A 23701-nucleotide genomic window follows, 5' to 3' on the forward strand; every position below is an offset into this window, starting at 1 on the left:
AAGCGCCACAGTTTCCGACCGGCCGGTGATGGATTTGGCGGATGACCAACCCGCCGACGGCGGCGGCTGCCATGGCGGGCAAGAGCTTTCAAAAGCTGCGGCCAGAAGCGCTGGAAATGACGCCTTGATGGACCGGCTGGAAACCGACTATCCGAAGGGCCCTCACGATCAGCCGCAGTCCATGTGTCCGGCCTTTGGTTCACTGCGCGTCGGCCTGCGCATGCGCCGGACAGCAACCATTTTGTCCGGGTCCGCGTGCTGTGTTTACGGGCTGACATTCACCTCACATTTTTATGGCGCAAAGCGCTCTGTCGGTTATGTGCCGTTCAATTCCGAGACTTTGGTCACCGGCAAACTCTTTGAAGACATCGTTGAAGCAGTTCATGCCATGGCGGACCCGGCAAAATACGATGCCATCGTGGTCACAAACCTCTGTGTCCCGACCGCCTCCGGTGTGCCGCTGCAAATGCTGCCGAAGGAAATCAACGGTGTCCGGATCGTTGGCATTGACGTTCCTGGGTTTGGCGTTCCGACCCATGCCGAAGCCAAGGACGTGCTCTCGGGTGCAATGCTCGCCTATGCCCGCCAGGAAGCGCTGAAGGGGCCGGTTCTGGCACCCCGCGACGGCGTCAAGGACAAGCCGACTGTGACCCTCGTTGGGGAAATGTTCCCGGCCGATCCGGTTGTCATCGGCAACATTTTGGAACCAATGGGCCTGGCAGCCGGGCCAACCGTGCCTGTGCGCGAGTGGCGTGAGCTCTATGCTGCGCTTGATTGTGCCGCCGTTGCAGCCATTCACCCCTTCTATACCTCCGCGTTCCGGGAGTTTCAGGCGGCGGGCCGCGCTATTGTCGGCTCTGCACCTGTTGGACTTGAAGGCACCGATGCCTGGCTCACAGCCATCGGCGAGAGCTGCGGTGTGGCTGCTGCCAAGACAGATATCAGCCGGAACGCGATGCGCGGTGCCATCACGACTATGTTGAGCGAGAACCGGATCGACGGCCGGATTACCCTGTCCGGATATGAGGGGTCTGAACTTCTGGTCGGCCGGTTGCTGGCCGAACTGGGAGCTGACCTTCGGTATGTCGGGACGGCCTGTCCAAAAACGCCCTACAGCGCAGCGGATGCCGAATGGCTTGAATCCAAAGGTGTGACAGTCCAGTTCCGGGCTTCTCTGGAGCAGGATCTCGCTGCGTTTGAAGAATTTGATCCTGATCTGGCGATCGGTACGACCCCTGTCGTTCAGAAAGCCAAAGAGCGGGCAACACCCGCGCTTTACTTCACCAATCTGATTTCCGCCCGCCCGCTGATGGGTCCCGCCGGAACGGCTTCGCTCCCAAGCGTGATTTCAACGGCCATCGCCAACAAGGACCGCTTCCTGAAAATGCAGGACTTCTTTGAAGGCGTCGGTCAGGGGGACACCGCCGGGATTTGGCAGGACACTCCGAAGGACCACAGCGGTTACCGCGCGAAATATGCCAAGTCTGTCGCGAAATCCCGCAATGCGGTCGACAACGGGGAGAGCGTTGGATGCTGATCCTCGATCACGATAGAGCTGGCGGCTATTGGGGCAGCGTTTATGCCTTCACGGCCATCAAGGGCTTGCAGGTGATCATCGACGGACCTGTCGGCTGCGAGAACCTGCCGGTGACCTCCGTTCTTCACTATACGGATGCCCTGCCCCCGCACGAACTGCCAATTGTGGTCAGCGGCCTTGCGGAAGAAGAACTCGGCCAACATGGCACGGAAGGTGCCATGAAACGTGCCCGTGATGCACTCGATCCGGACCTTCCAGCTGTTGTTGTGACGGGCTCCATTGCGGAAATGATCGGCGGCGGGGTCACACCGGAAGGCTCTAACATCAAACGCTTTTTGCCGCGCACGATCGATGAGGATCAATGGCAGAGTGCAGATCGCGCCTTGAAATGGCTCTGGACGGAATTTGGCCCGAAACGGGTTCCAAAGCCCCGGAAGCGCAAAGATGGCGCCAAGCCCCGGGTGAACATCATCGGCCCGATTTACGGTACCTACAACATGCCATCGGACCTGCATGAAGTCCGCCGTCTTGTGGAAGGTCTTGGAGCGGAGATCAACATGATCTTCCCGCTCAGCAGTCATGTGGAAGACATCCGCAAGCTCGCCGATGCGGACGCGAACATTTGCCTTTACCGCGAGTTCGGCCGGTTGTTGTGTGAAACCCTCGAGCGGCCCTATCTCCAAGCCCCGATCGGCATTCATTCGACCACGGCTTTCCTGCGCAAACTGGGCGATATCCTGGACCTCGATCCGGAGCCGTTCATTGAGCGCGAAAAACATACGACGCTGAAACCGCTTTGGGATCTGTGGCGCTCCGTGACGCAGGACTTCTTCGCCACTGCAAATTTCGCTGTGGTTGCAAATGAGACCTATGTCCGCGGGATCCAGAACTTCCTCGAAGAGGAAATGGGCCTCCCCTGTGCCTTCGCCGTCGCGCGAAAGGCCGGATCGAAGACCGACAATGCCGAAGTCGCCGAACTGACGGCCAGCACCCCACCCATGGTGATGTTCGGATCGTTCAACGAACGCATGTACATGGCGGAAGCCGGTGCGCGCGGAAAATTCATCCAGCTTTCCTATCCGGGCGCCATTGTTCGCCGTCATACCGGCACACCAGTCATGGGATACTCCGGAGCTTGCTGGTTGATCCAGGAGGTCTGCAACGCGCTTTTCGACATGCTGTTCGAGATCCTGCCCAAGGCCAGTGAGCTTGATGCCATCGAAGCGACGGCGGCCAAGGCTCATTCTCAAATGCCCTGGCATCCAGATGCTCAAGCCGCGCTTGAACGCCGCGTCAATCAAGAGCCCGTTCTGGTTCGCATTTCCGCAGCCAAACGTTTGCGTGAGGCCGCCGAACAGCGCGCCCGGCAGACTGGAGCTTCGGAAGTCACCCTTGATGACCTGGAGCAGGTCTCCAGCAAGAAGGGCGTGCCTGCATGACCCTTTTCTTTTTCAACACCCCACTGGCCACCCGGGAGGAAGACAGATGATTTCCACCACCCATAGCGAAGCGGTCTGCAGCCGCCGCCATCAGGAACGCGAATCCCAGCGCCTCTTGATGAAGCGTCTGTTTCTCGTGGTGTTTCCATTTTGCCTCATGTCCACCGTCCTCGGCCGACTCGGCCGCGTCTTGGGCGCCCATGAAGGCACGACACAATCTGCATACGCCGAAGCCAAGGCCTCGGCATACGCCGCATTGGGATACGCGTTTCACGCATGATCCCAACGCCTTTTGCTGCTGCTTTGGCATCGGCAATTGCTCAGTGAGCCCTTCCAACCGGCTTGACTGGGACCCCGCCGCGAGGGTTCTGCGCGGTAACCGCCGAAAGGCAAGTAGTGGAGGTCATGCGAATGGCTTCGGACAAGGAGACCCTTACAGGTCTTAGCCGTGAGGAAGCACAGGAGTTTCACCGGCTCTTTGTGAAGTTTGCGATCGCAATGTCGCTTGCACCCTTCCTCGCCCACATTTCGATGTGGCTCTACAAACCGTGGCTCTGACGAGCTCACACCAGACAAGGATCTGAAGACATGTGGAAAATGTGGCTTTTGTTCGATCCGCGCCGGGTGCTCGTTCTTCTGACGGTCTTCCTGTTCAGCCTTGCAGTTTTGATTCATTTCATTCTGCTCAGCACCGAAAGGTACAACTGGCTGGAACAGCAAGCATCGTTAAGCGACGGCAACGCGCATATCGAAATGCTCCTACCGGAGGGTTCGTCAGCTTTGGTCTGACGAACGCATACGGTTCAACATCATCGGTGGCGGAGGCTGCGTATTGGCCGGCGCCTGGACGACGGTCAGCACTCTCCGCCACCAAGCCTTGCTTTCAATGATTAGCCGCAGCACGCGCATTGGCAAAACGCGGCTAAGGAGGACTCTATGGCTTTGCTCAGCTTCGAAAGGAAGTACCGCGTACGCGGGGGCACACTGATCGGCGGTGACTTGTTCGATTTCTGGGTGGGCCCATTTTATGTCGGTTTCTTTGGAATTACCGGCGCGTTTTTTACATTTCTTGGCACCGCCCTGATTGTTTACGGCGCTGCAATCGGCCCAACCTGGAACATCTGGCAGATCTCGATCGCCCCGCCTGATATCTCCTACGGGCTTGCCTTGGCGCCGCTAAATGAAGGCGGCCTCTGGCAGATCATAACCATTTGCGCATTGGGGTCTTTCGGATCCTGGGCTTTGCGCGAAGTCGAGATTTGCCGCAAGCTTGGTATGGGCTATCACGTGCCCTTCGCTTTCTCCTTTGCGATCTTTGCCTACGCCACTCTGGTCGTCTTCCGGCCACTGCTGCTGGGCGCTTGGGGACATGGATTTCCATACGGGATTTTCAGTCACCTCGACTGGGTCTCCAACGTCGGCTACCAATATCTCCACTTCCATTACAACCCCGCACACATGATCGCCGTGACGTTCTTCTTCACGACGACACTCGCTCTGTCCTTGCACGGTGGCCTGATTTTGTCGGCGGCCAATCCGGGCGAGTCCATGGAAGGCGGCGGCAAGCAGGCGGAAGTGAAAACGCCGGAATATGAAGACACCTTTTTCCGCGACATCATCGGCTACTCCATTGGGACTCTCGGCATTCACCGCCTGGGATTGATCCTTGCGCTGAACGCCGGTTTTTGGAGCGCTGTCTGCATCGTCATCAGCGGCCCGTTCTGGAACCAGGGCTGGCCGCAATGGTGGAACTGGTGGCTGAACCTTCCGATCTGGAGCTGAGGACACGACAATGACCCAATATCAAAACATCCTCACCATCATTCAGGTCAGCGGTCCGGCCGAAGAGGGCATGCCGCTTCCCAAAGGCGACAGCGACCGCATTGGCACGCCAATCATGTCGCGTCTCGCCGGTTGGTTGGGGAACGCGCAAATCGGGCCAATTTACCTGGGCTTTCTCGGGTCTTTGTCCCTTGTGTTCGGACTGATCGCATTCGAGATCATCGGTTTGAACATGCTGGCCTCTGTGGGCTGGGATCCGATCCAGTTCGTCCGGCAGTTGTTCTGGCTTGGCCTGGAACCGCCGCCAGCGGAATACGGCCTGACAATGGCACCTCTGAACGAAGGTGGCTGGTGGCAAATTGCCGGCTTCTTTCTGACAGCTTCCATCTTGTTGTGGTGGGTGCGCGTCTACCGGCGGGCACGCCAGCTGGAGCTCGGCACCCATATTGCCTGGGCATTTGCCTCAGCAATCTGGTTGTTCCTGGTGCTTGGCTTTATCCGTCCGATCCTGATGGGCGATTTTTCTGAAGCCGTCCCTTTCGGGATCTTCCCGCACCTTGACTGGACCGCAGCCTTCTCCATCCGCTACGGCAACCTTTACTACAACCCGTTCCACTGTCTCTCGATCGTCTTCCTTTATGGCTCGGTTCTGCTGTTTGCCATGCATGGCGCAACGATCCTTGCTGTCGGCAAGTATGGCGGCGAGCGGGAGCTTGAGCAGATCACCGACCGCGGGACCGCGTCCGAACGTGCAGCGCTCTTCTGGCGCTGGACCATGGGCTTCAACGCCACCATGGAATCGGTTCACCGCTGGGCGTGGTGGTTCGCCATTTTGACCCCTCTGACCGGAGGGATCGGCATCCTTCTCACAGGCACTGTCGTCGACAATTGGTACCTGTGGGGCATCGAGCACGGGATCGTGTCTCCGACACCGGACGTCTGGCCGGGTGTTGTTGATCCGGCGGCGCAATAAGGAGAAGAAAAATGCAACTTTGGATACCTTTTGCAGCTGCCGCCGGAACACTTCTCGGTATTGCGAGCTTCGTTGGTGCCGATTGGGATGCCCCCCCTGTCGAGACAACCCAGATGGGATATCGCGGCACAGGCATGAATGTCATCAAGGACGCTGACAAGGTGGAGGCCCTGAAAGCCCTGAATGCGGTTCCAGAACCGCTCTGGGAAGCGGATCCGGAAGGTGACCGCGCTGGTGAGATCTATGAAAACGTTCAGGTCTTGGGTGATTTGTCCGATGACCAGTTCAACCTGTTCATGGCGGCCATTACGGAATGGATCGCACCGGAAGAGGGCTGCGGCTATTGCCACAATTTGGAGAACCTTGCCTCTGACGAGGTCTACACCAAGGTCGTTTCCCGGCGCATGATCCAGATGAACCAGACCATCAACGTGGACTGGGAACCGCATGTCGGTGATGTGGGGGTCACCTGTTACACCTGCCACCGCGGCCAGGCTGTTCCCGCCTACTACTGGTATGATGATCAGGAGCCAAAACCGGCCAGTGCGTCCGGCCGGGGCGGACAGAACGTTGTCGGTCAGTTTGTCGGCAACACATCCATGCCGCAAAATGCCTTGGCAGAGTATCTGCTGGGCGACAAGGAAATCCGCGTACACTCCCTGACCGCTTTGCCTGACCCTGCAAATCCAAACCCTGCGGGAACGAAGGAAACGGAAAGCACCTGGGCCTTGATGATGCACATGTCAGAGGGTCTTGGCGTCAACTGCGTGACTTGCCACAACTCCCGGGCCTTTAACGACTGGGATCAGAGCCCTCCGCAACGGGTTACCGCCTGGCACGGCATTCAAATGACACGGGCCCTCAACAACGACTACATGGTCGGATTGACCCCGGTCTTCCCGGACAACCGTAAGGGACCGGAAGGCGATGTCTTCAAGATCGGTTGTTCGACCTGCCACCAAGGCGTTCAAAAACCGCTCTACGGCGTTTCCATGCTTCAAAACTACGTAGACGCCCTGGATAAGAAAGGACCGACTGCGGTACCTGACTATTCGAAATACGTCCCCGGCGAGACCCAGACCATGGCGCCGGACGGACCGACCAACTCCTCCGCCCTCCCGGCGAAAAGGACGGTTGCCGCCACTCAGCAATGAGCGCGGCATCCGCCGAGGACACTTTGGGAGCCCTCGGGCTCCCATTTTTTTTGTTTTTTGCTCGAAAAAGGAGCTCTCAGTGACGATTTTCGAGTTCGGTGTTTGGAGCAAGTCGCGTTGAGCAGGACCCGGTTTTCGCTGCCTGATATCGAAATTTTCAACGCAAAATCCGGGGACCATCGAGTTCGATAAAACGCGACATGCACTAAACAGCAGACTTCGAAACCCGCAACACAGTCACAGAGGCCTTCACGCCGTTTGGTTCACTTGTAAAATGTAGAAACCTGTCAGAGGCCAAAGTCCGCGGCCGGCAAGGCCGGAGTCGCGCGCCAAACTAGCGCGGTTCATGCAGCCATTGAACTCCGTGTTGGCTCTGTAGGAGTTTGATTTGCGGGAAGTTCAAGCTGCTGCTTGGAACTTCAGCCCCGGAAAGCGCCCCAGATAAATTCGGAACCAAGGCGTAAAGGCATTTGGATTTTCCAGGACTTCACGATGAAGGTCCGCCGCGGTAACCCACCGCACGTCTTCCACCTCGTCCGGATTGGGCGCCACGATGAGCTTGTTGCGATCCACGTGCGCACTAAAGAGCGTAACGCGCTCGTGCTCTTTCAGGCCCTCACCGACGCTGGCTTCATATTCAACCGTTTGATGCCGCATCAGTGGCAGCGTGAAGCCGAGCTCGTCCATCAGCCGGCGCTCTGCGCAGGTTTCAACGCTCTCGTCCCAATGGGGATGACTGCAACATGTGTTCGCCCATTGGCCGCCACAATGATACTTCCCGGCAGCGCGCTTCTGGATGAGCAGATGATCGCCGTCGAAAACAAAGACAGACACGGCCAGATGCAACACGCCATCTATATGGGCTTGCAGTTTCTCGACCGGATAAAACGATCCATCCGGTGCGACAGCAGGAATTATCAAGGGCTTGTTCATTGGTGTACGGGCTCGCTGCCCCTTCTTTGTTTCAGACAGTGTCTTTTTGCTGTCGCCTTGATCAGGCCACCGCTCTTGCCAAAGCACATTGTGACCATAGGGAGCACAACGCCCCTGACAGATGCCGGATATCGGCTTCGGTATGAAGCGGTGTCGGTGTGATCCGCAGCCGCTCCGTTCCAACCGGCACGGTCGGATAATTGATCGGTTGCACATATATGCCAAAATCGGTCAGGAGAACATCCGAAATCCATTTGCACTTCGACGCATTTCCAACCATGACCGGCACGATGTGGCTCGGATTCTCCATATGCGGAATGCCTCTGGCATTCAGAGCCGCCCGCACTTTCGCAACATTGGCCTTGTGCGCATCCCGCTCGGCCGAGCTCTCTTTCAAGTACCGGATCGAAGCTGTTGCGCCAGCGGCCAGCGCCGGCGGCAAGGCTGTCGTGAAGATGAAGCCCGATGCAAACGACCGAACGAAGTCCACAAGCACTTCCGGACCTGTGATGTAGCCCCCCATGACGCCAAACGCCTTGCCAAGGGTTCCTTCAATCACTGTCAGCCGGTCCATAAGACCTTCCCGTTCGGCCACTCCGCCGCCACGCGGTCCATACATTCCAACGGCATGAACTTCATCGAGATAGGTGATTGCTCCAAACCGGTCAGCGACATCACAGATTGCCTCGATCGGCGCAATATCGCCATCCATGGAATAAACGCTCTCAAAAGCAACCAGCTTCGGCGCGTTCGGGTCATCGGCCGCCATCAATTCGGCCAGGTGCTCCGGATCATTGTGCCGGAAGAGCCGTTTTGTGCATCTGGAATGGCGAATCCCCTCGATCATGGACGCGTGATTGAGGGCATCGGAGTAGACGATTATTCCAGGGATCTTCGACAAGAGCGTGCCGAGCGCTGCCCAGTTGGACACATAGCCAGATGTAAAAATCAGTGCCGCTTCCTTGTCATGCAGATCAGCGAGCTCACGCTCCAGCATCACATGATAATGGTTGGTGCCGGAAATGTTACGGGTACCACCTGCGCCTGCCCCGCACTTTTGAATGATCTCAGTCATCCGATCAGTGACAACCGGGTTCTGCCCCATGCCCAGATAGTCGTTGGAGCACCAGACCGTCACTTCACTTGTCTCACCGGCATCGTCATAAAACGTTGCCTTTGGGAAGTCATTGCAATGGCGTTCCAGCTCGGCAAAGACCCGATAATTGCCAGCCTCGTGCAAGTCGGAGAGAGCGGTCTCCATAGTTTTCAAGATGTCCATCGCTTCGTCCTCTCCTCAAGGTATTCCAATTATCGCGTTTCCAAGCCGCTTTTCGTGCCGACGCCGGCAGGTGCAAACTCATGTCCTGGTGGGTTTGAGCGGGGCTCGCGTGCCCCTTTGGGAACCGCCCAGCGCCAAAGCGCCATATCCGAGACCGGCAGAACGAGAATTAGGTGTTCGATGATTGCCAGTGCCATAAACGCGGCGAGCAAAATGTGACCTACGACGGAGTACGCGCTGTGCGCATTCATCGCTCCAGCCACCAGGACCGCAAACAACCCGACCGCGATCGCCAGCAGAAGTGGGAAGAAGGGGGTTGTCCGTCCAGTGTTGAAGTAGGTCTTCAGATGCACGATCCCCGGGGGCATCAGGCCGCTGATTGCATGGCGCGCGCCCAGGAAAATTAGCAGCTTCGCCGAGATCCGCATCCCCCATAAAAGCCCAAAAGTGGCAAGGCCGAAGGTGTTGGGGGCATCCGCCAGGACAAACCAGAGAAACACAGCCGTTACAAGCAGCGCGATCTCATGATCACACACGGCTTTCCAGGCAGCGACAAACCGGGCAGCGCCTTTCGCATCCGGCGGGCACTCCTGTTTGCTCCGGCCGGTCACCATCCCGGTCAAAAACGTGGTTTCATGCCAGGCCCAGACCAGCAGTGCGCCAAAGAACCCGGCGTAGGATCCAAGCGGTGTCTGCATCTCGCTGCCCTTTAGGAGCAACAGAAAACCGGCAACACCGACCAATGTCACCAGCGGCAAGAGCTGCCAGGGACCGAGCTTCTTCCGGATCGACCAATGCACCATCAACAAGACAAGCCCGGTCGATAGCCACCAAACGCCAGTGGCAATCAGAACAGCTATGACCGGGTTTGAGAGCCACATGAGCGTTGGCCTACCAGATCGGCTGCAGGCGCGAGGTCTCCGGCAAAGTATTTTTCTTTGTCGGGATCATGTACATCCGCACGAAATTGAGACCAGCGGCAGCCCCCCACCACGCTCTTCCCAGCTGGCCAAAGAGGCCGCCTTTTTCGGTTGCAGCCTGCATCTTGCGGCTAATCCGCTCCATGCGCCGGAAACCTTCCAGAAGCTTGGGATTATCGAGATCTAGTTCGAGCGGGAAACACTGACGGGAGATTTCAGACGTCAAGCGGAACACCCGCATGTCGTAGTCTTCGATGTTGATCCCAAGTGCCTTGTGGAACGCCGGGCGCATGTGATCGCGCACATACATCGTGGCAAAGACGGCCAGCAAGAAGAACTTGATCCAGAGCTTGTTGCGCCCTTCAAGCAAGCGCTTGTCCGACCGGATGATCAACGAGAACGCTTCGCCATGCGAAAACTCGTCGTTGCACCATTCTTTGAACCACTTGAAGATCGGATGGAACCGATGTTCTGGATGCTTCTCTAAATGCCGGTAGATTGTGATGTAGCGGGCGTAACCGATCTTCTCTGACAGGTAGGTCGCGTAGTAGATGAATTTTGGCTTGAAGTAGGTGTATTTCTTCGCCTTGGCGAGGAACCCCATGTTCACACCGATGCCGAAATCCTTCAGCGCATCATTGATGAACCCGGCATGGCGGGATTCATCCCGGCTCATGAAGCCGAAGAGCTCGCAGATTTCCTGGTTCTTGCCGCGCCGTTTCATTTCCTTGTAAAGCACGCAGCCGGAAAACTCGGAGGTCAGAGACGACACGAGGAAATCGATCAGCTCTTCGCGCAGATCATCTGGCAGAGCGTCGATGTCAATATTGTCCCAGGCTTCACTGCGCTTGAAGTGGCCCCGGTTGGGATCGGAGCGCATTTGCGAAATCAAATCGTCCCACTCTTCCCGGACGGGCTCGACGTTGATCTTGTCCATCTCGTCGAAGTCGGTGGTATAAAAGCGTGGTGTCAACATCGTGGAGACCAAGGCACTCTTGGTCGTATCGTTGACGGCGGCCCGGCGCTTTTCAAGGGTCGGTTCATTGGAGGCCAAATCGGCTGGCGATACGGTCTTGTTCATGACAACGCCCTTTCCGTGAAGCTGAATTCACACAGTTCCATCATTTCAAAATCGCCAGTGGCACGGGTCCAAGCGCGTTCCAGCGGCCCGGCCCGGCGGATGGTCGCCTCGCGGCGGAACCTCTGACTTTCCCCGTAAGGGATCGACACGGGAGCACCATGGACAAAGACTTCATCGCCCGGATGCACCACCACGCCATTGTCAAAGCGCAGATGGGCACCGAGTTGATCAAAGGTGTTGTTGATCTCCACCGTGCAGTTGACGGTTTCCTTCCGGCTCATGAGATTGAAAATCGCGTTCATTGGCGCGCTCCTTCCCGGGTTTCAAGCAGGGCTGCAAAGGCCGCTGCATTATCTTTTCCAAAGGCTTCCAAATAGATGCGTTCGCCGAGTGCCGTGTCAGACAGGCTGACCGCTCCGGTCTCCCATTGAATGAGCCTGTAAGGTGCTGCGGCGGGAACTTTTGCCACCATCCGCATGCGTTCGAAAGCGCGCAGCGAGCCGCGAACGAAGCCTCCGGTATCCTTCTCAAAAGCTGAAATCACAACGCCGCTTCGCGCGTCCGTGACAGTGACGATATCTGCCGCATCCCGTGTGATTAGAATGTCCCGGATCGCGACCGGTGCACCTGTTTGATGCTTGATGACGCCAATGCCGGTTGTCTGGCCAAAAACGACCGCCGCGACGGCAAAACTCAAGAGCAATGCCGTCCCGATCAGGATCCTGCGCGGAAACTGTTTGGCGCGTCGGCCCTTGCGGTCCGAGAAATATCCGAGATGGGAAACCGAAGGCATCGCTGGCTCCTACTCCGCAGCTTCTACAGATGCAGGAACTGCACCCTGCGGTGAGGTGTCATTGTGAGCCAGACGCGAGTGACCAGAAGTCACAGCCGCATTCTGACTGATCGCAAGGGCAAGGATGTCAGCCACTTTCTTCGCATCGCTCAGGCAGATCAGGCTCGGCTCGACATTTGCAAACCGCCACCCACGAACATGCGGCCATTGCACCAACCAGGAAATCTGATGTCCCGACAAAACCTGGATAGCAACATGCCCGGCACCACCTGGAAGTTCGGCCATAGAGATTGCGGCCAGCTGTTTGAAAGGTAAGTTGAGCGTCATGGAAAACGCGACACCAAAACGGATGACAACGCGCTGCGTTGTGATGGTGTAAAGCGTCGTCTTGTGGACAGCCCAGGCAAACAACTCCAGCATGCCGATCAAGATCGCGGCCAAAGCGGTCAATACGGCGACCGAGAAGACGATGCCAGCCAATGGGCGGCCATCATAAAGACCGCCAATCACCGCCCATGCCGCCAAGATCAAAAAGTAGCCGGTAATCCAGCGGTTCTTGAGGAGATGGCGGGCAAGAAGGCGGGTTGAAGGCCGCCCCTGCCACAGCATTTTTTCGCCGTCCGGTAAATATTCAGGCAATCCGGGAACCGGTTCCATCTCATGTTCCCGAGCGACAAACTGTTTCACAGCAAGGCCTCCCGACGATCTTTCGAGGCATAGAGGAGACCGGCGCCGAAGTAGGCCGCAATCTTGTCCTCTTCCAGCAAGGTGACCGTGCCCGGTTTCGCATGTGCCGGGACATCAGCAAATTGCTCGGATGTGATTGCGTGGACATAAAGATAAGGCTTGTTTCCGCGTCCCCGCTTGATAACGACAAAATTGTTCGGCAGAAGCACCGTTTTCTCAGCGCCCTCAACCTCAACTTCGTAGTAGCGGATCAGAAACTCTGCCCGATCGACCCAGACGTCCTTGACGGTTCCTGCAGAACTGCTGTCACAGCCCACAACCGAAAGACCAATAGGATCAAGCTCACCGTCGGCGATCGAAAATCCTTCCGCCTCGCGCATCGGGACAATCCGGGCATCGCCATGAGCGGTCAGATCCGGCGTATCAGCGCGCTCGGCCCATGAGCCCGGCCCAACGCCCGCGAGAAGAGGGTTGCCTTCCGGCTCCATCGGATATCCAGGTGCAGGAGAAACCCGCTTGGCATTCAAGGGGCGGTCGTCGCGCTTTAGATCGGGAACCTGAACGGTCCCGTGACCGTGTGGCAGGACGAACGTCTTCTTGTCTGGCACAAACAGCCAAGGGTCCTTGTTGAACCTGCCTGTGACATCATCTTCAAGCGGATAGCCTTCGCGCCGGTCTTCCTGACGGATGTACCAGATCAACCCGGCGAAAAAGACCCAAAAGACATAGAGCACCACCTGGGCGACATCTATGCTGCCGACGATAGAACCGGTCATGGTCATTCCTCCTAAAACTGGTGCCGATCCGGGATCACCCGGGTATTTCGGCAAGGCCAAAGCGCATGTCGTCTCCGCGCTCTTGCCGGTATTGGTGCCCTGCCAAGGGACCAAGAACGGCGAGACAGATGAAAAGAAGCGCGATTTCAATGTGATAGACAGCCAGATACCCGGCGGCCTCGTTGTTCATTGCAGTTCCGAGCAGCCCATCCAACGCTAGGATGTTGACGCCGTTCTTGATCAGACCGCCGAGCAACAGGCTGACGCCGATGGCGGTCGCCTGGACCGCTCCCCAGGCACCAACAAGGATCCCGCTGTCAGCGCGTTTCGAAATGCTCATGGCCGCCAGCATTGTGCAGACTGCAAAGAGACCACCGCCAAGCCCGACACCGGCCGCGCCGGCGTAAAACAGCATGTCGGTCTCGAGCGGCGATGCAAAAACGACCGCGGAGAAGGCTGCAATACCAATCAAGAGGCCGCGGGCGGCGACCCTGTACATGTGGGCGCCGCGATTAAGGCTGTGTGCTGCCCAGGCAAAACCTGCCATCGTGCCTGCAGCCCAAAGCGCCGTCAGCAGCGTGGTTTGCCCGACCGTCATGCCAAGTATTTCGCCACCATAAGGCTCCAGCAGGATGTCCTGCATGGAAAACGCAGCAGACCCGATCGCGACAGCAATCAACAGGCGAACGGTGCCCGGCTCCCGCCGATAGTCGGCCAAAGCCTCAAAGAACCCGGCAACTTTCCTGTCATGGGACGTTCGGGCCGGGTTGCGGGCTTCCTGCTTCCAGGCGGAAATCACGTTGAGCGCCAAGGTTAAAAGTGCTGTGCTCTGGATCACCTGGATGAGCCGCTTCGGCGTAAAATCGGCCAGGAAGATGCTGTAAAAGATCGATGCAGCGATCATTCCCGCCAGCAGCATCACATAAAGCAACGCGACAACACGGGGCCGCTTGTCTTGGGGAACCAGATCGGTTGCGAGTGCAAGACCCGCCGTTTGCGACATGTGCAGGCCGAAGCCGGCAAAGAGAAAGGCAAGACCTGCGAGCACAGTTCCGGCCCACGCCGGTCCAACGCTCTGCGATTCAAGCAGCAAGAGCGCGAAGGGCATGAAGGCCAGCCCGCCGAACTGCAAGATCGTTCCAAACCAGAGATAGGGAACACGCCGCCAGCCGAGCACCGACTTGTAGGTATCTGAACGATAACCGAAGAAAAGCCTCAACGGCGCTGCCAGAACCGGGATTGCCACCACAGCAGACACCAATGCAACGGATACCCCGAGCTCGACGATCAGAACCCGGTTGAGCGTTCCGGTTAGGAGAACAAGCACACAGCCCGCAGACACCTGGAACAGTGCGAGGCGAAGAAGACGTGACAGCGGCACGTCTTTTGTTGCCGCGTCCGCAAACGGCATGAAGTGGCCCCCGGCGGTCTGCCAGAACCCGATCATCCTGTCTGATGCGGACTTCAACATCATGGCCGGATCACCTCCATGGCCTGGGAGGTGTAAAAACCGACTGAAATCCGGTGCGTTCGGCCACTCGTCCAACCGCCCATGTGCGGTTGATGCACGAGCTGGTCAACGAGACGCTCCGGGTTGGCCGGATAGATGGCCGGGGCCCTGTCGGCCCGCGGGAATGCCTTGCCGATCATCAGCATGGCTTTCAGGAGGTGCGAGCTCGGAGCAAGCGTGAACAAAAGGCTTTTGCTGGTGCGCTCGGCAAACTGTTCCAGAACCTTCTTGGCGTCCTCGGGGGCGTAATGAATGAGGACGTCCATCGCAACGACCGCATCGAACTGTCCCAAATGCGGATCCAGCATATCCCCGCTTTTGAACGTTACAGTTCCATGCGGGTGACCGTTAAGGCGGCTCATTTGCTCGGCGGCACGCTGGCGGGCAAAGGAAACCATCTGCGCCGACAGATCGATGCCAACGACGTCCGCCCCCCGCGCAACCAGTTCCATGGACAACACGCCAGAACCGCAGCCGGCGTCGAGAATGCGCCAGCCGGTAAGATCCTGCGGAAGCCAGTTGGCCAGAGTTGACCGCATGTCTTCACGGCCCTGACGCACGGTTGCCCGGATCCCGCTTACCGGCTGATCGCCGGTCAGCTTTTTCCAGGCATCAAGCGCCGTGCGATCGAAGTAATGTTCGATCTCGCCGATCCGCTGTGTGTAGCTGGCCCGTGTCATATCCGGTTCAAACCTTCTTATTCAAAGCCGAGAAATTCAAAGATTTCCCGGTCTTTCATGGGTTCAGCCTGAAGGGCCTCTGTCCCCGCCCAAAGTTGCTCGGCGAGCTGGAGGTACTCGTTCTGGATGGCTGCGATTTCAGGACTGTCGCCCATTTCAAAGAGCGTGCTTTTTTTGAGGCGGCTCAAGCGAACATGATCGGAGTCCGGCACGTGGGCGAGGCGCTTCAGACCAACGCTCTCATTGTACCGGTCGATCTGGTCCGTCTCGCGCGACCGGTTGGCGATAACACCGCCGAGGCGCACCTCATAGTTTTTCGCCTTTGCCTTGATTGCGGCGACGATCCGGTTCATCGCGAAGATGGAATCAAAGTCGTTGGCCGCGACAACAACCGCCCTTTCGGCGTGTTGAAGTGGAGAGGCAAAACCGCCGCAAACGACGTCCCCAAGAACATCAAAGATCACCACATCAGTGTCATCCAGAAGGTGATGTTCCTTCAAGAGCTTGACGGTCTGACCGACCACATACCCGCCGCAGCCGGTGCCAGCTGGCGGCCCGCCGGCCTCGATGCACTGAACCCCATTGAAGCCCTCGACCATGTAGTCTTCCGGACGCAATTCCTCGGTGTGGAAATCAACTTGCTCCAGGATGTCGATCACGGTCGGGATCAGGCTTTTTGTCAGCGTAAAGGTGCTGTCGTGTTTCGGATCGCAGCCGATCTGCAAAACCCGCTTGCCGATCTTGGAGAAAGCAACGGACAGGTTGGAAGAGGTGGTTGACTTGCCAATGCCGCCCTTGCCGTAGATCGCAAAAACCTTGGCCCCGTCGATTTCCATCGTCGGATCAAGATGAACCTGGACACTGCCGTCGCCATCCGCGCGCTCCCGAAGTTTCTGAGCGGTTTTCGCCTCTTGTGCGGCTGTCTTCGGATGGGTGTAGATGTTCATTCGGCTGCCTCCGTTGCCAGGCCTTCCAGCCGGTCTTCCAGTTCTTCACCCGCCCGGCGCAGAGCCTCGAGCGTTTCTTCGTCCGGTTGCCAGTAGTTGCGTTCGTGCGCTTCCATGAGCCTTGCCGCGACCCGTGCCGCGGAGGCCGGATTGAGATCGGCGAGCCGCCGGCGCATCGCCTCGTCGAGCACGTAGGTTTCCGTGATTTTCTGATAGACCCAGGGCTCAACGCCGCCGGTTGTTGCCGACCAGCCAAAGGTGTTTGTGACATTGGCTTCGATGTGCCGCACACCCTCATAGCCGTGCTGGAGCATGCCCTCATACCATTTCGGATTGAGGGTCCGGGTCCGGGTCTCCAAAGCAACCTGCTCGTCGATGGAGCGAACCTTGCCTTCACCTTGGGTCTGATCGGAAATGTAAACGGGGAGTTCCGCGCCGCCCTTGGCCTTTGAGACGGCTTTTGAAAGCCCGCCAAGCGTGTCGAAATAATGCTCGATCGTTGTGACGCCGATTTCGACCGATTCAAGGTTTTGATAGGCCATGTCGACGTCCGCCAGAACAGAATCGAGAAGTTCGGTCTGGCGGCTGGTCTTGCCCTTGCGGCTGATCGCAAAGCTCTTCCGGTTCGTGTAGGTCTCTGCGATTTCCTCGTCATCGGTCCAGGCCGATGAAGCAATCAACATATTGACGTTCGACCCGTAGGTGCCGTCCGCATTGGAAAAGACGCGATAAGCCGCCTCTTCCAGATTGCAGCCATGGGCCTCACAATAGGCAAGTGCATGTTTGCGTATGAAATTCTGCTCAACCGGCTCATCCGCCGTGGCCGCCAGATAACTTGCTTCAGCGAGCATGCTCGCCTGGATCGGCAAGAGATCACGGAAAATACCGGACAGGGTCATCACGGCATCAATGCGTGGCCGGTTTAGCTCTTCAAGCGGGATCAGTTCAGCGCCGCAGACGCGGTTGTAGAAGTCCAGCCTCGGCCGCGCGCCCATAAGCGCCATGGCTTGCGCCAGCGGCGCACCGCCGGTTTTCAGATTGTCTGTGCCCCACAAAACGATTGCAACGGTCTCTGGCAGTTTGCCATCGGTCTCCAAATACCGTTCTAGAATGAGAGCCGCCTGGCGGGCGCCATCTTCAAGCGCGAACTTGCTTGGGATACCAAACGGATCAAAGCCGTGAATGTTCCGGCCAGTTGGCAGGAGGTCCGGTGTGCGCAACAGATCGCCCGATGGGGCTGGCGGTACGAAGCGCGCATCCAGCGCCTGTACCAGGCCGTCAAGTTCTCGATTGTCTGATAAGTCCTGATCGATCTGGACGAGTTTTTGAACAACAGACTTCGCCTCTTCGTCGAGGGTGTCGGTTGCCGCAGCCAGGGCATCGCGATCCCGAGTGGCAATGACGTGGCATAGCTCCGGGTCGGCGATAAAGCCTGAGTCTGTCTCGACACTCAGAGCCATCTTCGCGAGCATTTCTGAGCGCTCGGACGTATCCATACCGCGTCCCGCAATGTGCAGGCCGTGGGGGATCAGCGCGTATTCGGTTTCGGTGATGGCCGCGACGAGATGCTGGATAAATTGGTCTTCAGACAACTCCGCCGTTTTGCCCGTGAGATCGAGCTCGTCTGCTTGAACGCGGATCACGGCCAAAAGACGTTCGCGCTCACCTCTGGCCTCAGGCGCCATGGAGCGATACTGGTCAAGGCTGGCTTTCAGGCTGTTCAGGCCCTTGTAGAGACCAGCTTCCGTGATTGATGGGGTCAGGTAGGACACAAGCGTTGCGGCAGACCGGCGTTTGGCGATCGAGCCTTCGGACGGATTGTTGGCCGCGTAGAAATAGAAGTTCGGCAAGGCGCCCAGCAATCGATCCGGCCAGCAGGAGCCGGACAGCCCGGTGTGTTTGCCGGGCATGAATTCCAGCGCACCATGCGTTCCAAAATGCAGAACGGCATCAGCGGCAAATGTTTCACGAAGGTACGTGTAATACGCGGCAAAAGCATGGTTCGGAGCAAACCCGCCTTCAAACAAGAGCCGCATCGGATCGCCCTCGTAGCCGAAGGACGGCTGGAGAGCGATCAGCAAATTGCCGAACTGACGTCCGAGAATGTGGATCCCACGGCCGTTGCTCAAAATGCGCCCTGGTGCCGGTCCCCATTGGGTTTCGATCTCGCTCAGGAACTTTTCCTGGCGGACGTGATCATCCGCAGAAACTGTCGCATGGACGTTGGCCTCGGTGCCAAATCGGTCCGAGTTGCCCTTGAGGATCATGTCCTGAAGCGTCTCAACATCGGCAGGCACGTCGATGTCATATCCTTCCGCTTTCAAGCGCTTCATCGTTTCCAGAAGGCTTTCAAAAACGGAGAGGAAGGCTGCTGTTCCGATGTTGCCGCCGTTGGGCGGGTAATTGAACAAGGTAGCTGCGATCTTGCGGTCTGACCGTGGGGTCTGCCGCAGCTTTGTCATTGCCGCGATCCGGCCCGCGAGCAGACCGACACGTTCATCATCCGGCCGCATGCAAGACCGGCCGGACGGGCAGGTTCCAAGCTGGCGGGCGCAAATACAGCTCTTGCCGTTGGCTTCCGATCCACTGCGGCCACCGATCACCATGGATCCGACGGCACCATCCAGCTCGGGGATAGCAACCATCAAGGTGGTTTCAATCGGCGTAAGCCCTTGCGTTGAAGCCTGCCATCCCTCGCGGCTCTGGAATTCGGTCACGCAGGCCGACAGATAAGGAACGTCAAGCTTTTGAAGGGTTTCCGCGGCCGCAGCTGCATCGCTATAGGCCGGGCCACCGACAAGCGAGAAGCCGGTCAGCGAACACAGCGCGTCGACCGTTGGCATGCCATTGGCGTCCGTCATGTAGGTTTCGATCGCGGACCGCATATCGAGGCCGGAACAGAACACCGGAACGACATTCAGCCCGCGCGCCTCTAGCGCCGAGATGACCCCGTCATAATGACCGGTGTCACCGGACAGAATGTACGTCCGCAGAAGCAGGAGCCCGACCGTGCCGTTCGCCCCTTTGACAGCTGCAAGATCGCTCTTTTGGGTCGAAATTCGCGGCTCGGTGCGCGGGTGGTAGAGCCCCATATCCGGGTAGTCACTTGGCGGCTTTGCCGCGACTGCGGAGCGCAACGATTTCCGTTCGCCGGCGGCATATTTGCCGACCAACAGGCGAACCATGTTCGCGATGTTCTCGTCCGACGCAGCGATCCGGTACTGCAGGGTCAGGAAATAGTTGCGGACATCCTGGGCGGTGCCCGGGATGTATTTCAGAAGCTTGGGCAACCGGCGGAGCATTGCCATCTGGCGCTCGCCGGCCGTTTTGCCGCTCTCCTTGCCACTGTTGGAGCTGCTGCCGCGCAGTTTCTTCAAAAGCGCCAGCGGCCCTTTTTGCTCACCGCTCATGCGGAAGCGGCCCATGGCCGTATACTTCATGATCGTGCCGGCAGACATGCAGCAGACCATGGCGTCACACTCAAGGTGCCGTTCTTCCAGAACGTCTGCGATCGCCTTGACGTGCTCTTCGACGAAGATCATCGAAACAACGATGATGTCGCCTGCCCGTATGGCGTCACGGCAGCGGGCCAGCTTGTCCGGATTGTCCGCCCAGTCGGTTGCCGCATGCACCGTGAAGGTCAGACCCGGCATCTCTGTTTGCAAAGCCTTGCGTGCATCATCGACGGCCGCTGCGACATGATTGTCGAGCGTAACAAAGACCACCCGGATCGGGAGGTCGTTATCGGGCGAAGTGCGCTTTCGCATCGTATAACGTCTCCACGGTTATCGGGTGAATGCCATTGTCAGCGGCAAAGCTTTCGGTGTTGCGCCGTGCTTTGCCGCGCACAAAAAACGGGACTTTCTTGAGTTCCTTCTCAGCTTCGTCAGTCCAGAGCGTTGCGCTCGCTGGCAAGGTGATCTGGTCTTCCGCTGAAGTACCTGCCGGTGCTGTCTGCTGGTTTGAGGCTGCCGCCGGACTGTGGGCATGCAGATGCGAGGCAGTCGCCCCGTCATTGAATTCAAAGTCGTCGCGGAACATGGACAGCAAATGCTCTTCCAGCCCCATCATCAGCGGGTGAACCCAGCTGTCGAAGATGACATTGGCACCCTCAAAGCCCATCTGCGGCGAATACCGCGCCGGGAAATCCTGGACATGGACCGGCGATGAAATGACAGCACAGGGAACACGCAGCCGCTTGGCAATGTGGCGTTCCATCTGGGTGCCGAGCACCAACTCCGGGCGTGCTTCTATGATGGCATCTTCAACGACCAAATGATCATCGGTGATCAGCGGCTCAACGCCGTACTCCTTGGCTGCAGCCCGCACATCGCGCGCAAACTCGCGCATGTAGGTTCCAAGACCGCAGACTTCGAAGCCAAGTTCGTTCGCGGCAATTCGGGCTGCGGCAATTGCATGAGTCGCATCGCCAAAGATGAACACCCGTTTGCCGGTCAGGTAAGTGCTATCGATAGACCGGGAGTACCAGGTGAGACGGTCCTTGTTTTCTGACGGTGACGGGACCGGCTCAAGACCGGCTAAAGCCCGTGCCTCGGTGACAAACCTGCGGGTTTCAGACACGCCGATCGGCACCGTAGACATGTACGGCATGCCGTACGCCTTTTTTAGCCAGCGGGCTGCGGTATCGGCGATTTCCGGGTAAAGCACGATGTTGAAGGCAGCCTCCGGCAACCTGGCCAGATCTTCCGGATTTGCGCCAAGCGGAGCGATCACACTGACATTCAGACCGTTTTCTTCCAGCAACGCTTTGATCTCACGGACATCGTCCCGGTTCCGGAACCCCAGGGATGTCGGGCCCAAAATGTTGCAGGTGTTGGCAGGAATGGTCTCAGGCCGCTGCCGATTGGACGCGCACGCCCGAACCAGCTGGTAGAAGGTTTCCGCCGCGCCCCAGGTTTCTTTCTTCTGGTAAGACGGCAGTTCAAGCGGCACAACCGGGATATCAAGATCAAGTGTCTTTGCAAGGCCGCCTGGATCGTCCTGAAGGAGTTCCGCGGTACACGATGCCCCAACCAACAAGGCACGCGGCTTGAACCGATCGACCGCATCGTGACAGGCCGTCTTGAAAATGTCGGCGGTTGACGCGCCGAGATCGCGCGCCTGAAACGTTGTGTAGGTTACAGGTGGCCGGCTGTCCCGCCGCTCGATCATCGTGAACAGGAGATCGGCATAGGTATCGCCCTGAGGCGCGTGCAGAACGTAATGTACATCCTTCATCGAGGCGGCGACCCGCATGGCGCCCACATGAGGCGGTCCTTCGTAGGTCCACATGCTCAGCTGCATGGCGCGCCCTCCTCAAATCCGAGACCGGATTTCAAAACGGACTGGCGCCGCAGCGGGCGCACGAAGAGTTCAGCAAGATCGCCTGCCTGCTCGTAGCCCTGGATCGGTGTGAAGGCGAATTCGATCGACCACTTGGTCAGACGGCCTTCCGCCTCGAACGGATTGGCAAGCCCCATACCGCAGACAATCAAATCGGGATCGGCCGAGCGAGCCCGGTCGATCTGAAGATCAACATCCTGACCTTCCGAAATCGCGGTGCCCGGCGGGAGCAAAGCCAGTTCGCCTGCTGCATGTTCCCGGTGAAGATAGGGGCTTCCGACCTCGATGATCTCCGCTCCCGTTTCGCTGTGGAGGAAACGCGCCAGCGAAGGCTCGAGCTGAGAATCTGGGAAGAAGAACATCCTGCGTCCTTCAAGCCAAGGCAAATAGGATTGAAGCGCGGCTTTGGCGCGTTTGCGCGGCGCGGCTGTCGCTGCTTCGAACCGGTCCTCCGGTACACCAAAAGTGTCGGCGATCGCCTTTAACCAGGCCGTTGTCCCCTCTTCACCAAGCGGGAAGATGGAATTAATGCGTTCAGCGCCGCGCGATTCCAGAGCTGCTGCTGTCGCCCCCAGATAGGGTTGGGCCAGAATGAACCGGGTTCCCGGGCCGATTGACGGAATTGCAGCGCTCGAACGGCCGGGCAGGAATTGAACACCCTTAATGCCAAGCTCTTCAAACAGGCGCGCGAACTGATCCTCGACAACATCGGGGAGACACCCGGCGACAATCAGTTTGGTTTCGTTTTGCGGACCTGAGGCAGGGGCTTCATTGACAAGCGCTGTGAGAAAATTGTCCTCGCCCTGGGTGAAAGTCGTCTCGATCCCACTGCCCGAATAACAGAGCACGCGGTGTTTGGGCGCGTGAACCCGGTTCAACCGCTCAGCAGCCTTGGACAAATCGAACTTGATGACTTCAGACGGGCAAGACCCGACCAGGACCAGCATTTTGATGTCCGGCCGACGCGCGAGCAGCTTGTCGACCACGCCATCGAGCTCGTCATGCATGTCCGCCATGCCGGCAAGATCCCGCTCTTCCATGATCGCGGTCGCAAAGCGCGGCTCTGAGAAGATCATGACCCCAGCCGCCGATTGCATCAGATGTGCACAAGTGCGGGATCCAACGATCAGAAAGAAGGCATCCTGGACCTTCCGGTGCAGCCAGATGATGGAGGTCAGGCCGCAAAAGACTTCATGCTGGCCCCGCTCCCGGATTGTCGGCCCAGTCCCGCATCCTGCAGAAAACGCCTGGTTCATTGAAAACCTCCCGCGATCTGCAAGTCGCTAACGCCGGCGGACCGGACGCCATTTTCAAGACCAGTCTTGCGGGCTGTCTGATCCAGCCGGGCGAGCCGCAGTTTCCAGACGAATTGTCCGGCATTGACCACATATGTTGCATAGGCTGCCAAGGCCAAAGCCATCAGCTGATTGGCAGTCAGAGCCTCGGTGAAAAGAGCGGCGAGATAGGCCGTGTGCAAGGCCAGAACCAACATGGAAAAGACGTCTTCCCAGAAGAACGGCCGGGCGAACAAGTAACACCCGAACACCTCTCTCTCCCAGATCGATCCTGTGATCATGATCGCATAGAGCGTAAGCGTCTTGATCACGACGGAGAGCTCGGCTGCGCCCTGCATCTCGCCTGAGATCAAAAAAACAACGATAAGAGCAAGGCTGATCAGAAAGACGACAAACTGAACGGGTGCCAGAACGCCTTGGACCAGTGTCCAAACGGTTTCATCACGGCGGCGTCTTTCTTCCTCGGTGTAAAGAAAACCGGGCTTTATCGAATTCCTGTTTCCACTCACGGACATTCAACCCTCCCCCCGAACCCGACATTGGGTTCAGCAGATGAGTGAGGGTAACGCCGC

Annotated in this window: 23 protein-coding genes; 8 read left to right on the top strand and 15 right to left on the bottom strand. The window is 58.0% G+C overall.

Features of this window, described 5'->3' with window-relative positions:
• Positions 1-28 precede the first annotated feature (28 nt).
• The 8 genes from bchY to pufC all read left to right on the top strand — a co-directional run bounded on the left by bchY (position 29) and on the right by pufC (position 6885).
• Entirely contained in the window at positions 29-1537 is a 1509-nt protein-coding gene (gene bchY / locus AC0J4F_RS23910) for a chlorophyllide a reductase subunit Y (protein WP_473026464.1), read from the top strand.
• Positions 1531-2976 carry a chlorophyllide a reductase subunit Z gene (gene bchZ, locus AC0J4F_RS23915; RefSeq protein ID WP_473024991.1) on the top strand — a complete coding sequence of 482 codons (1446 nt, stop codon included), beginning with the start codon at positions 1531-1533 and terminating at the stop codon, positions 2974-2976. Before bchY ends, bchZ begins: the two co-directional genes overlap by 7 nt.
• Positions 2977-3022: 46 nt before the next feature.
• Positions 3023-3256: a hypothetical protein gene (locus AC0J4F_RS23920; protein ID WP_209172908.1), complete on the top strand. Its 234-nt coding sequence runs from the start codon at positions 3023-3025 to the stop codon at positions 3254-3256.
• 131 nt (positions 3257-3387) lie between these two features.
• Positions 3388-3534: a light-harvesting protein gene (locus tag AC0J4F_RS23925; protein WP_008196822.1), complete on the top strand. Its 147-nt coding sequence runs from the start codon at positions 3388-3390 to the stop codon at positions 3532-3534.
• A 30-nt stretch (positions 3535-3564) separates the two neighbouring features.
• Positions 3565-3765 (top strand): light-harvesting antenna LH1, alpha subunit, encoded by a 201-nt coding sequence (gene pufA / locus AC0J4F_RS23930; protein WP_133947988.1) that lies wholly within the window; start codon positions 3565-3567, stop codon positions 3763-3765.
• A gap of 147 nt (positions 3766-3912) precedes the next feature.
• A complete protein-coding gene (gene pufL / locus AC0J4F_RS23935) occupies positions 3913-4758 on the top strand; it encodes a photosynthetic reaction center subunit L (RefSeq protein ID WP_133947990.1) in 846 nt (281 codons plus the stop codon).
• 10 nt (positions 4759-4768) lie between these two features.
• The gene (gene pufM, locus AC0J4F_RS23940; RefSeq protein ID WP_133947992.1) at positions 4769-5731 is read left to right on the top strand and encodes a photosynthetic reaction center subunit M; all 963 of its coding nucleotides are present in this window, start codon (positions 4769-4771) and stop codon (positions 5729-5731) included.
• An 11-nt stretch (positions 5732-5742) separates the two neighbouring features.
• Complete coding sequence (gene pufC, locus AC0J4F_RS23945; RefSeq protein WP_133947994.1) at positions 5743-6885, top strand: photosynthetic reaction center cytochrome PufC; 1143 nt, start codon at positions 5743-5745, stop codon at positions 6883-6885.
• A 399-nt stretch (positions 6886-7284) separates the two neighbouring features.
• Here the strand turns inward: pufC and idi are convergent, their stop codons facing one another.
• From idi to bchF, 15 genes are all read right to left on the bottom strand, one after another.
• Positions 7285-7818: an isopentenyl-diphosphate delta-isomerase gene (idi, locus tag AC0J4F_RS23950; RefSeq protein ID WP_166672674.1), complete on the bottom strand. Its 534-nt coding sequence runs from the start codon at positions 7816-7818 to the stop codon at positions 7285-7287.
• A gap of 61 nt (positions 7819-7879) precedes the next feature.
• On the bottom strand, positions 7880-9097 hold the full coding sequence (gene hemA, locus AC0J4F_RS23955; RefSeq protein ID WP_473024993.1) for a 5-aminolevulinate synthase: 1218 nt from the start codon (positions 9095-9097) through the stop codon (positions 7880-7882).
• 29 nt (positions 9098-9126) lie between these two features.
• Positions 9127-9978, bottom strand: a complete 852-nt coding sequence (gene puhE, locus AC0J4F_RS23960) for a putative photosynthetic complex assembly protein PuhE (RefSeq protein WP_473024994.1) — start codon at positions 9976-9978, stop codon at positions 9127-9129.
• 10 nt (positions 9979-9988) lie between these two features.
• Complete coding sequence (gene acsF, locus AC0J4F_RS23965; RefSeq protein WP_209002283.1) at positions 9989-11098, bottom strand: magnesium-protoporphyrin IX monomethyl ester (oxidative) cyclase; 1110 nt, start codon at positions 11096-11098, stop codon at positions 9989-9991.
• The gene (locus AC0J4F_RS23970; RefSeq protein ID WP_166672675.1) at positions 11095-11400 is read right to left on the bottom strand and encodes a hypothetical protein; all 306 of its coding nucleotides are present in this window, start codon (positions 11398-11400) and stop codon (positions 11095-11097) included. The genes acsF and AC0J4F_RS23970 overlap by 4 nt, the downstream gene beginning before the upstream one ends.
• A complete protein-coding gene (puhC, locus tag AC0J4F_RS23975) occupies positions 11397-11891 on the bottom strand; it encodes a photosynthetic complex assembly protein PuhC (protein ID WP_133948002.1) in 495 nt (164 codons plus the stop codon). Before puhC ends, AC0J4F_RS23970 begins: the two co-directional genes overlap by 4 nt.
• A 9-nt stretch (positions 11892-11900) precedes the next feature.
• Positions 11901-12578 carry a photosynthetic complex putative assembly protein PuhB gene (puhB, locus tag AC0J4F_RS23980; RefSeq protein WP_133948004.1) on the bottom strand — a complete coding sequence of 226 codons (678 nt, stop codon included), beginning with the start codon at positions 12576-12578 and terminating at the stop codon, positions 11901-11903.
• Positions 12575-13354, bottom strand: a complete 780-nt coding sequence (gene puhA, locus AC0J4F_RS23985; RefSeq protein WP_166672676.1) for a photosynthetic reaction center subunit H — start codon at positions 13352-13354, stop codon at positions 12575-12577. Before puhA ends, puhB begins: the two co-directional genes overlap by 4 nt.
• A 34-nt stretch (positions 13355-13388) precedes the next feature.
• Entirely contained in the window at positions 13389-14825 is a 1437-nt protein-coding gene (locus AC0J4F_RS23990) for a BCD family MFS transporter (protein ID WP_133949578.1), read from the bottom strand.
• Positions 14825-15544, bottom strand: coding sequence for a magnesium protoporphyrin IX methyltransferase (gene bchM, locus AC0J4F_RS23995; RefSeq protein WP_133948007.1), 720 nt, complete (start codon positions 15542-15544; stop codon positions 14825-14827). Before bchM ends, AC0J4F_RS23990 begins: the two co-directional genes overlap by 1 nt.
• A gap of 17 nt (positions 15545-15561) precedes the next feature.
• The gene (gene bchL / locus AC0J4F_RS24000; protein ID WP_447234819.1) at positions 15562-16491 is read right to left on the bottom strand and encodes a ferredoxin:protochlorophyllide reductase (ATP-dependent) iron-sulfur ATP-binding protein; all 930 of its coding nucleotides are present in this window, start codon (positions 16489-16491) and stop codon (positions 15562-15564) included.
• Positions 16488-20258: a magnesium chelatase subunit H gene (locus AC0J4F_RS24005; RefSeq protein WP_473024995.1), complete on the bottom strand. Its 3771-nt coding sequence runs from the start codon at positions 20256-20258 to the stop codon at positions 16488-16490. Before AC0J4F_RS24005 ends, bchL begins: the two co-directional genes overlap by 4 nt.
• Positions 20233-21795 (bottom strand): ferredoxin:protochlorophyllide reductase (ATP-dependent) subunit B, encoded by a 1563-nt coding sequence (bchB, locus tag AC0J4F_RS24010; protein WP_133948013.1) that lies wholly within the window; start codon positions 21793-21795, stop codon positions 20233-20235. Before bchB ends, AC0J4F_RS24005 begins: the two co-directional genes overlap by 26 nt.
• Positions 21786-23090, bottom strand: coding sequence for a ferredoxin:protochlorophyllide reductase (ATP-dependent) subunit N (locus AC0J4F_RS24015; RefSeq protein ID WP_473024996.1), 1305 nt, complete (start codon positions 23088-23090; stop codon positions 21786-21788). Before AC0J4F_RS24015 ends, bchB begins: the two co-directional genes overlap by 10 nt.
• Positions 23087-23644: a 2-vinyl bacteriochlorophyllide hydratase gene (gene bchF / locus AC0J4F_RS24020; RefSeq protein ID WP_473024997.1), complete on the bottom strand. Its 558-nt coding sequence runs from the start codon at positions 23642-23644 to the stop codon at positions 23087-23089. The genes AC0J4F_RS24015 and bchF overlap by 4 nt, the downstream gene beginning before the upstream one ends.
• Between the last annotated feature and the right edge of the window lie 57 nt (positions 23645-23701).

The sequence above is a fragment of the Roseibium sp. R5 genome (assembly GCF_055755305.1).

Coding starts and splice junctions, on each gene's coding strand:
- bchY (WP_473026464.1), top strand. CDS start 29: ATGGATTTGGCGGATGACCAACCCGCCGACGGCGGCGGCTGCCATGGC.
- bchZ (WP_473024991.1), top strand. CDS start 1,531: ATGCTGATCCTCGATCACGATAGAGCTGGCGGCTATTGGGGCAGCGTT.
- AC0J4F_RS23920 (WP_209172908.1), top strand. CDS start 3,023: ATGATTTCCACCACCCATAGCGAAGCGGTCTGCAGCCGCCGCCATCAG.
- AC0J4F_RS23925 (WP_008196822.1), top strand. CDS start 3,388: ATGGCTTCGGACAAGGAGACCCTTACAGGTCTTAGCCGTGAGGAAGCA.
- pufA (WP_133947988.1), top strand. CDS start 3,565: ATGTGGAAAATGTGGCTTTTGTTCGATCCGCGCCGGGTGCTCGTTCTT.
- pufL (WP_133947990.1), top strand. CDS start 3,913: ATGGCTTTGCTCAGCTTCGAAAGGAAGTACCGCGTACGCGGGGGCACA.
- pufM (WP_133947992.1), top strand. CDS start 4,769: ATGACCCAATATCAAAACATCCTCACCATCATTCAGGTCAGCGGTCCG.
- pufC (WP_133947994.1), top strand. CDS start 5,743: ATGCAACTTTGGATACCTTTTGCAGCTGCCGCCGGAACACTTCTCGGT.
- idi (WP_166672674.1), bottom strand. CDS start 7,818: ATGAACAAGCCCTTGATAATTCCTGCTGTCGCACCGGATGGATCGTTT.
- hemA (WP_473024993.1), bottom strand. CDS start 9,097: ATGGACATCTTGAAAACTATGGAGACCGCTCTCTCCGACTTGCACGAG.
- puhE (WP_473024994.1), bottom strand. CDS start 9,978: ATGTGGCTCTCAAACCCGGTCATAGCTGTTCTGATTGCCACTGGCGTT.
- acsF (WP_209002283.1), bottom strand. CDS start 11,098: ATGAACAAGACCGTATCGCCAGCCGATTTGGCCTCCAATGAACCGACC.
- AC0J4F_RS23970 (WP_166672675.1), bottom strand. CDS start 11,400: ATGAACGCGATTTTCAATCTCATGAGCCGGAAGGAAACCGTCAACTGC.
- puhC (WP_133948002.1), bottom strand. CDS start 11,891: ATGCCTTCGGTTTCCCATCTCGGATATTTCTCGGACCGCAAGGGCCGA.
- puhA (WP_166672676.1), bottom strand. CDS start 13,354: ATGACCGGTTCTATCGTCGGCAGCATAGATGTCGCCCAGGTGGTGCTC.
- AC0J4F_RS23990 (WP_133949578.1), bottom strand. CDS start 14,825: ATGTTGAAGTCCGCATCAGACAGGATGATCGGGTTCTGGCAGACCGCC.
- bchM (WP_133948007.1), bottom strand. CDS start 15,544: ATGACACGGGCCAGCTACACACAGCGGATCGGCGAGATCGAACATTAC.
- bchL (WP_447234819.1), bottom strand. CDS start 16,491: ATGAACATCTACACCCATCCGAAGACAGCCGCACAAGAGGCGAAAACC.
- AC0J4F_RS24005 (WP_473024995.1), bottom strand. CDS start 20,258: ATGCGAAAGCGCACTTCGCCCGATAACGACCTCCCGATCCGGGTGGTC.
- bchB (WP_133948013.1), bottom strand. CDS start 21,795: ATGCAGCTGAGCATGTGGACCTACGAAGGACCGCCTCATGTGGGCGCC.
- AC0J4F_RS24015 (WP_473024996.1), bottom strand. CDS start 23,090: ATGAACCAGGCGTTTTCTGCAGGATGCGGGACTGGGCCGACAATCCGG.
- bchF (WP_473024997.1), bottom strand. CDS start 23,644: ATGTCCGTGAGTGGAAACAGGAATTCGATAAAGCCCGGTTTTCTTTAC.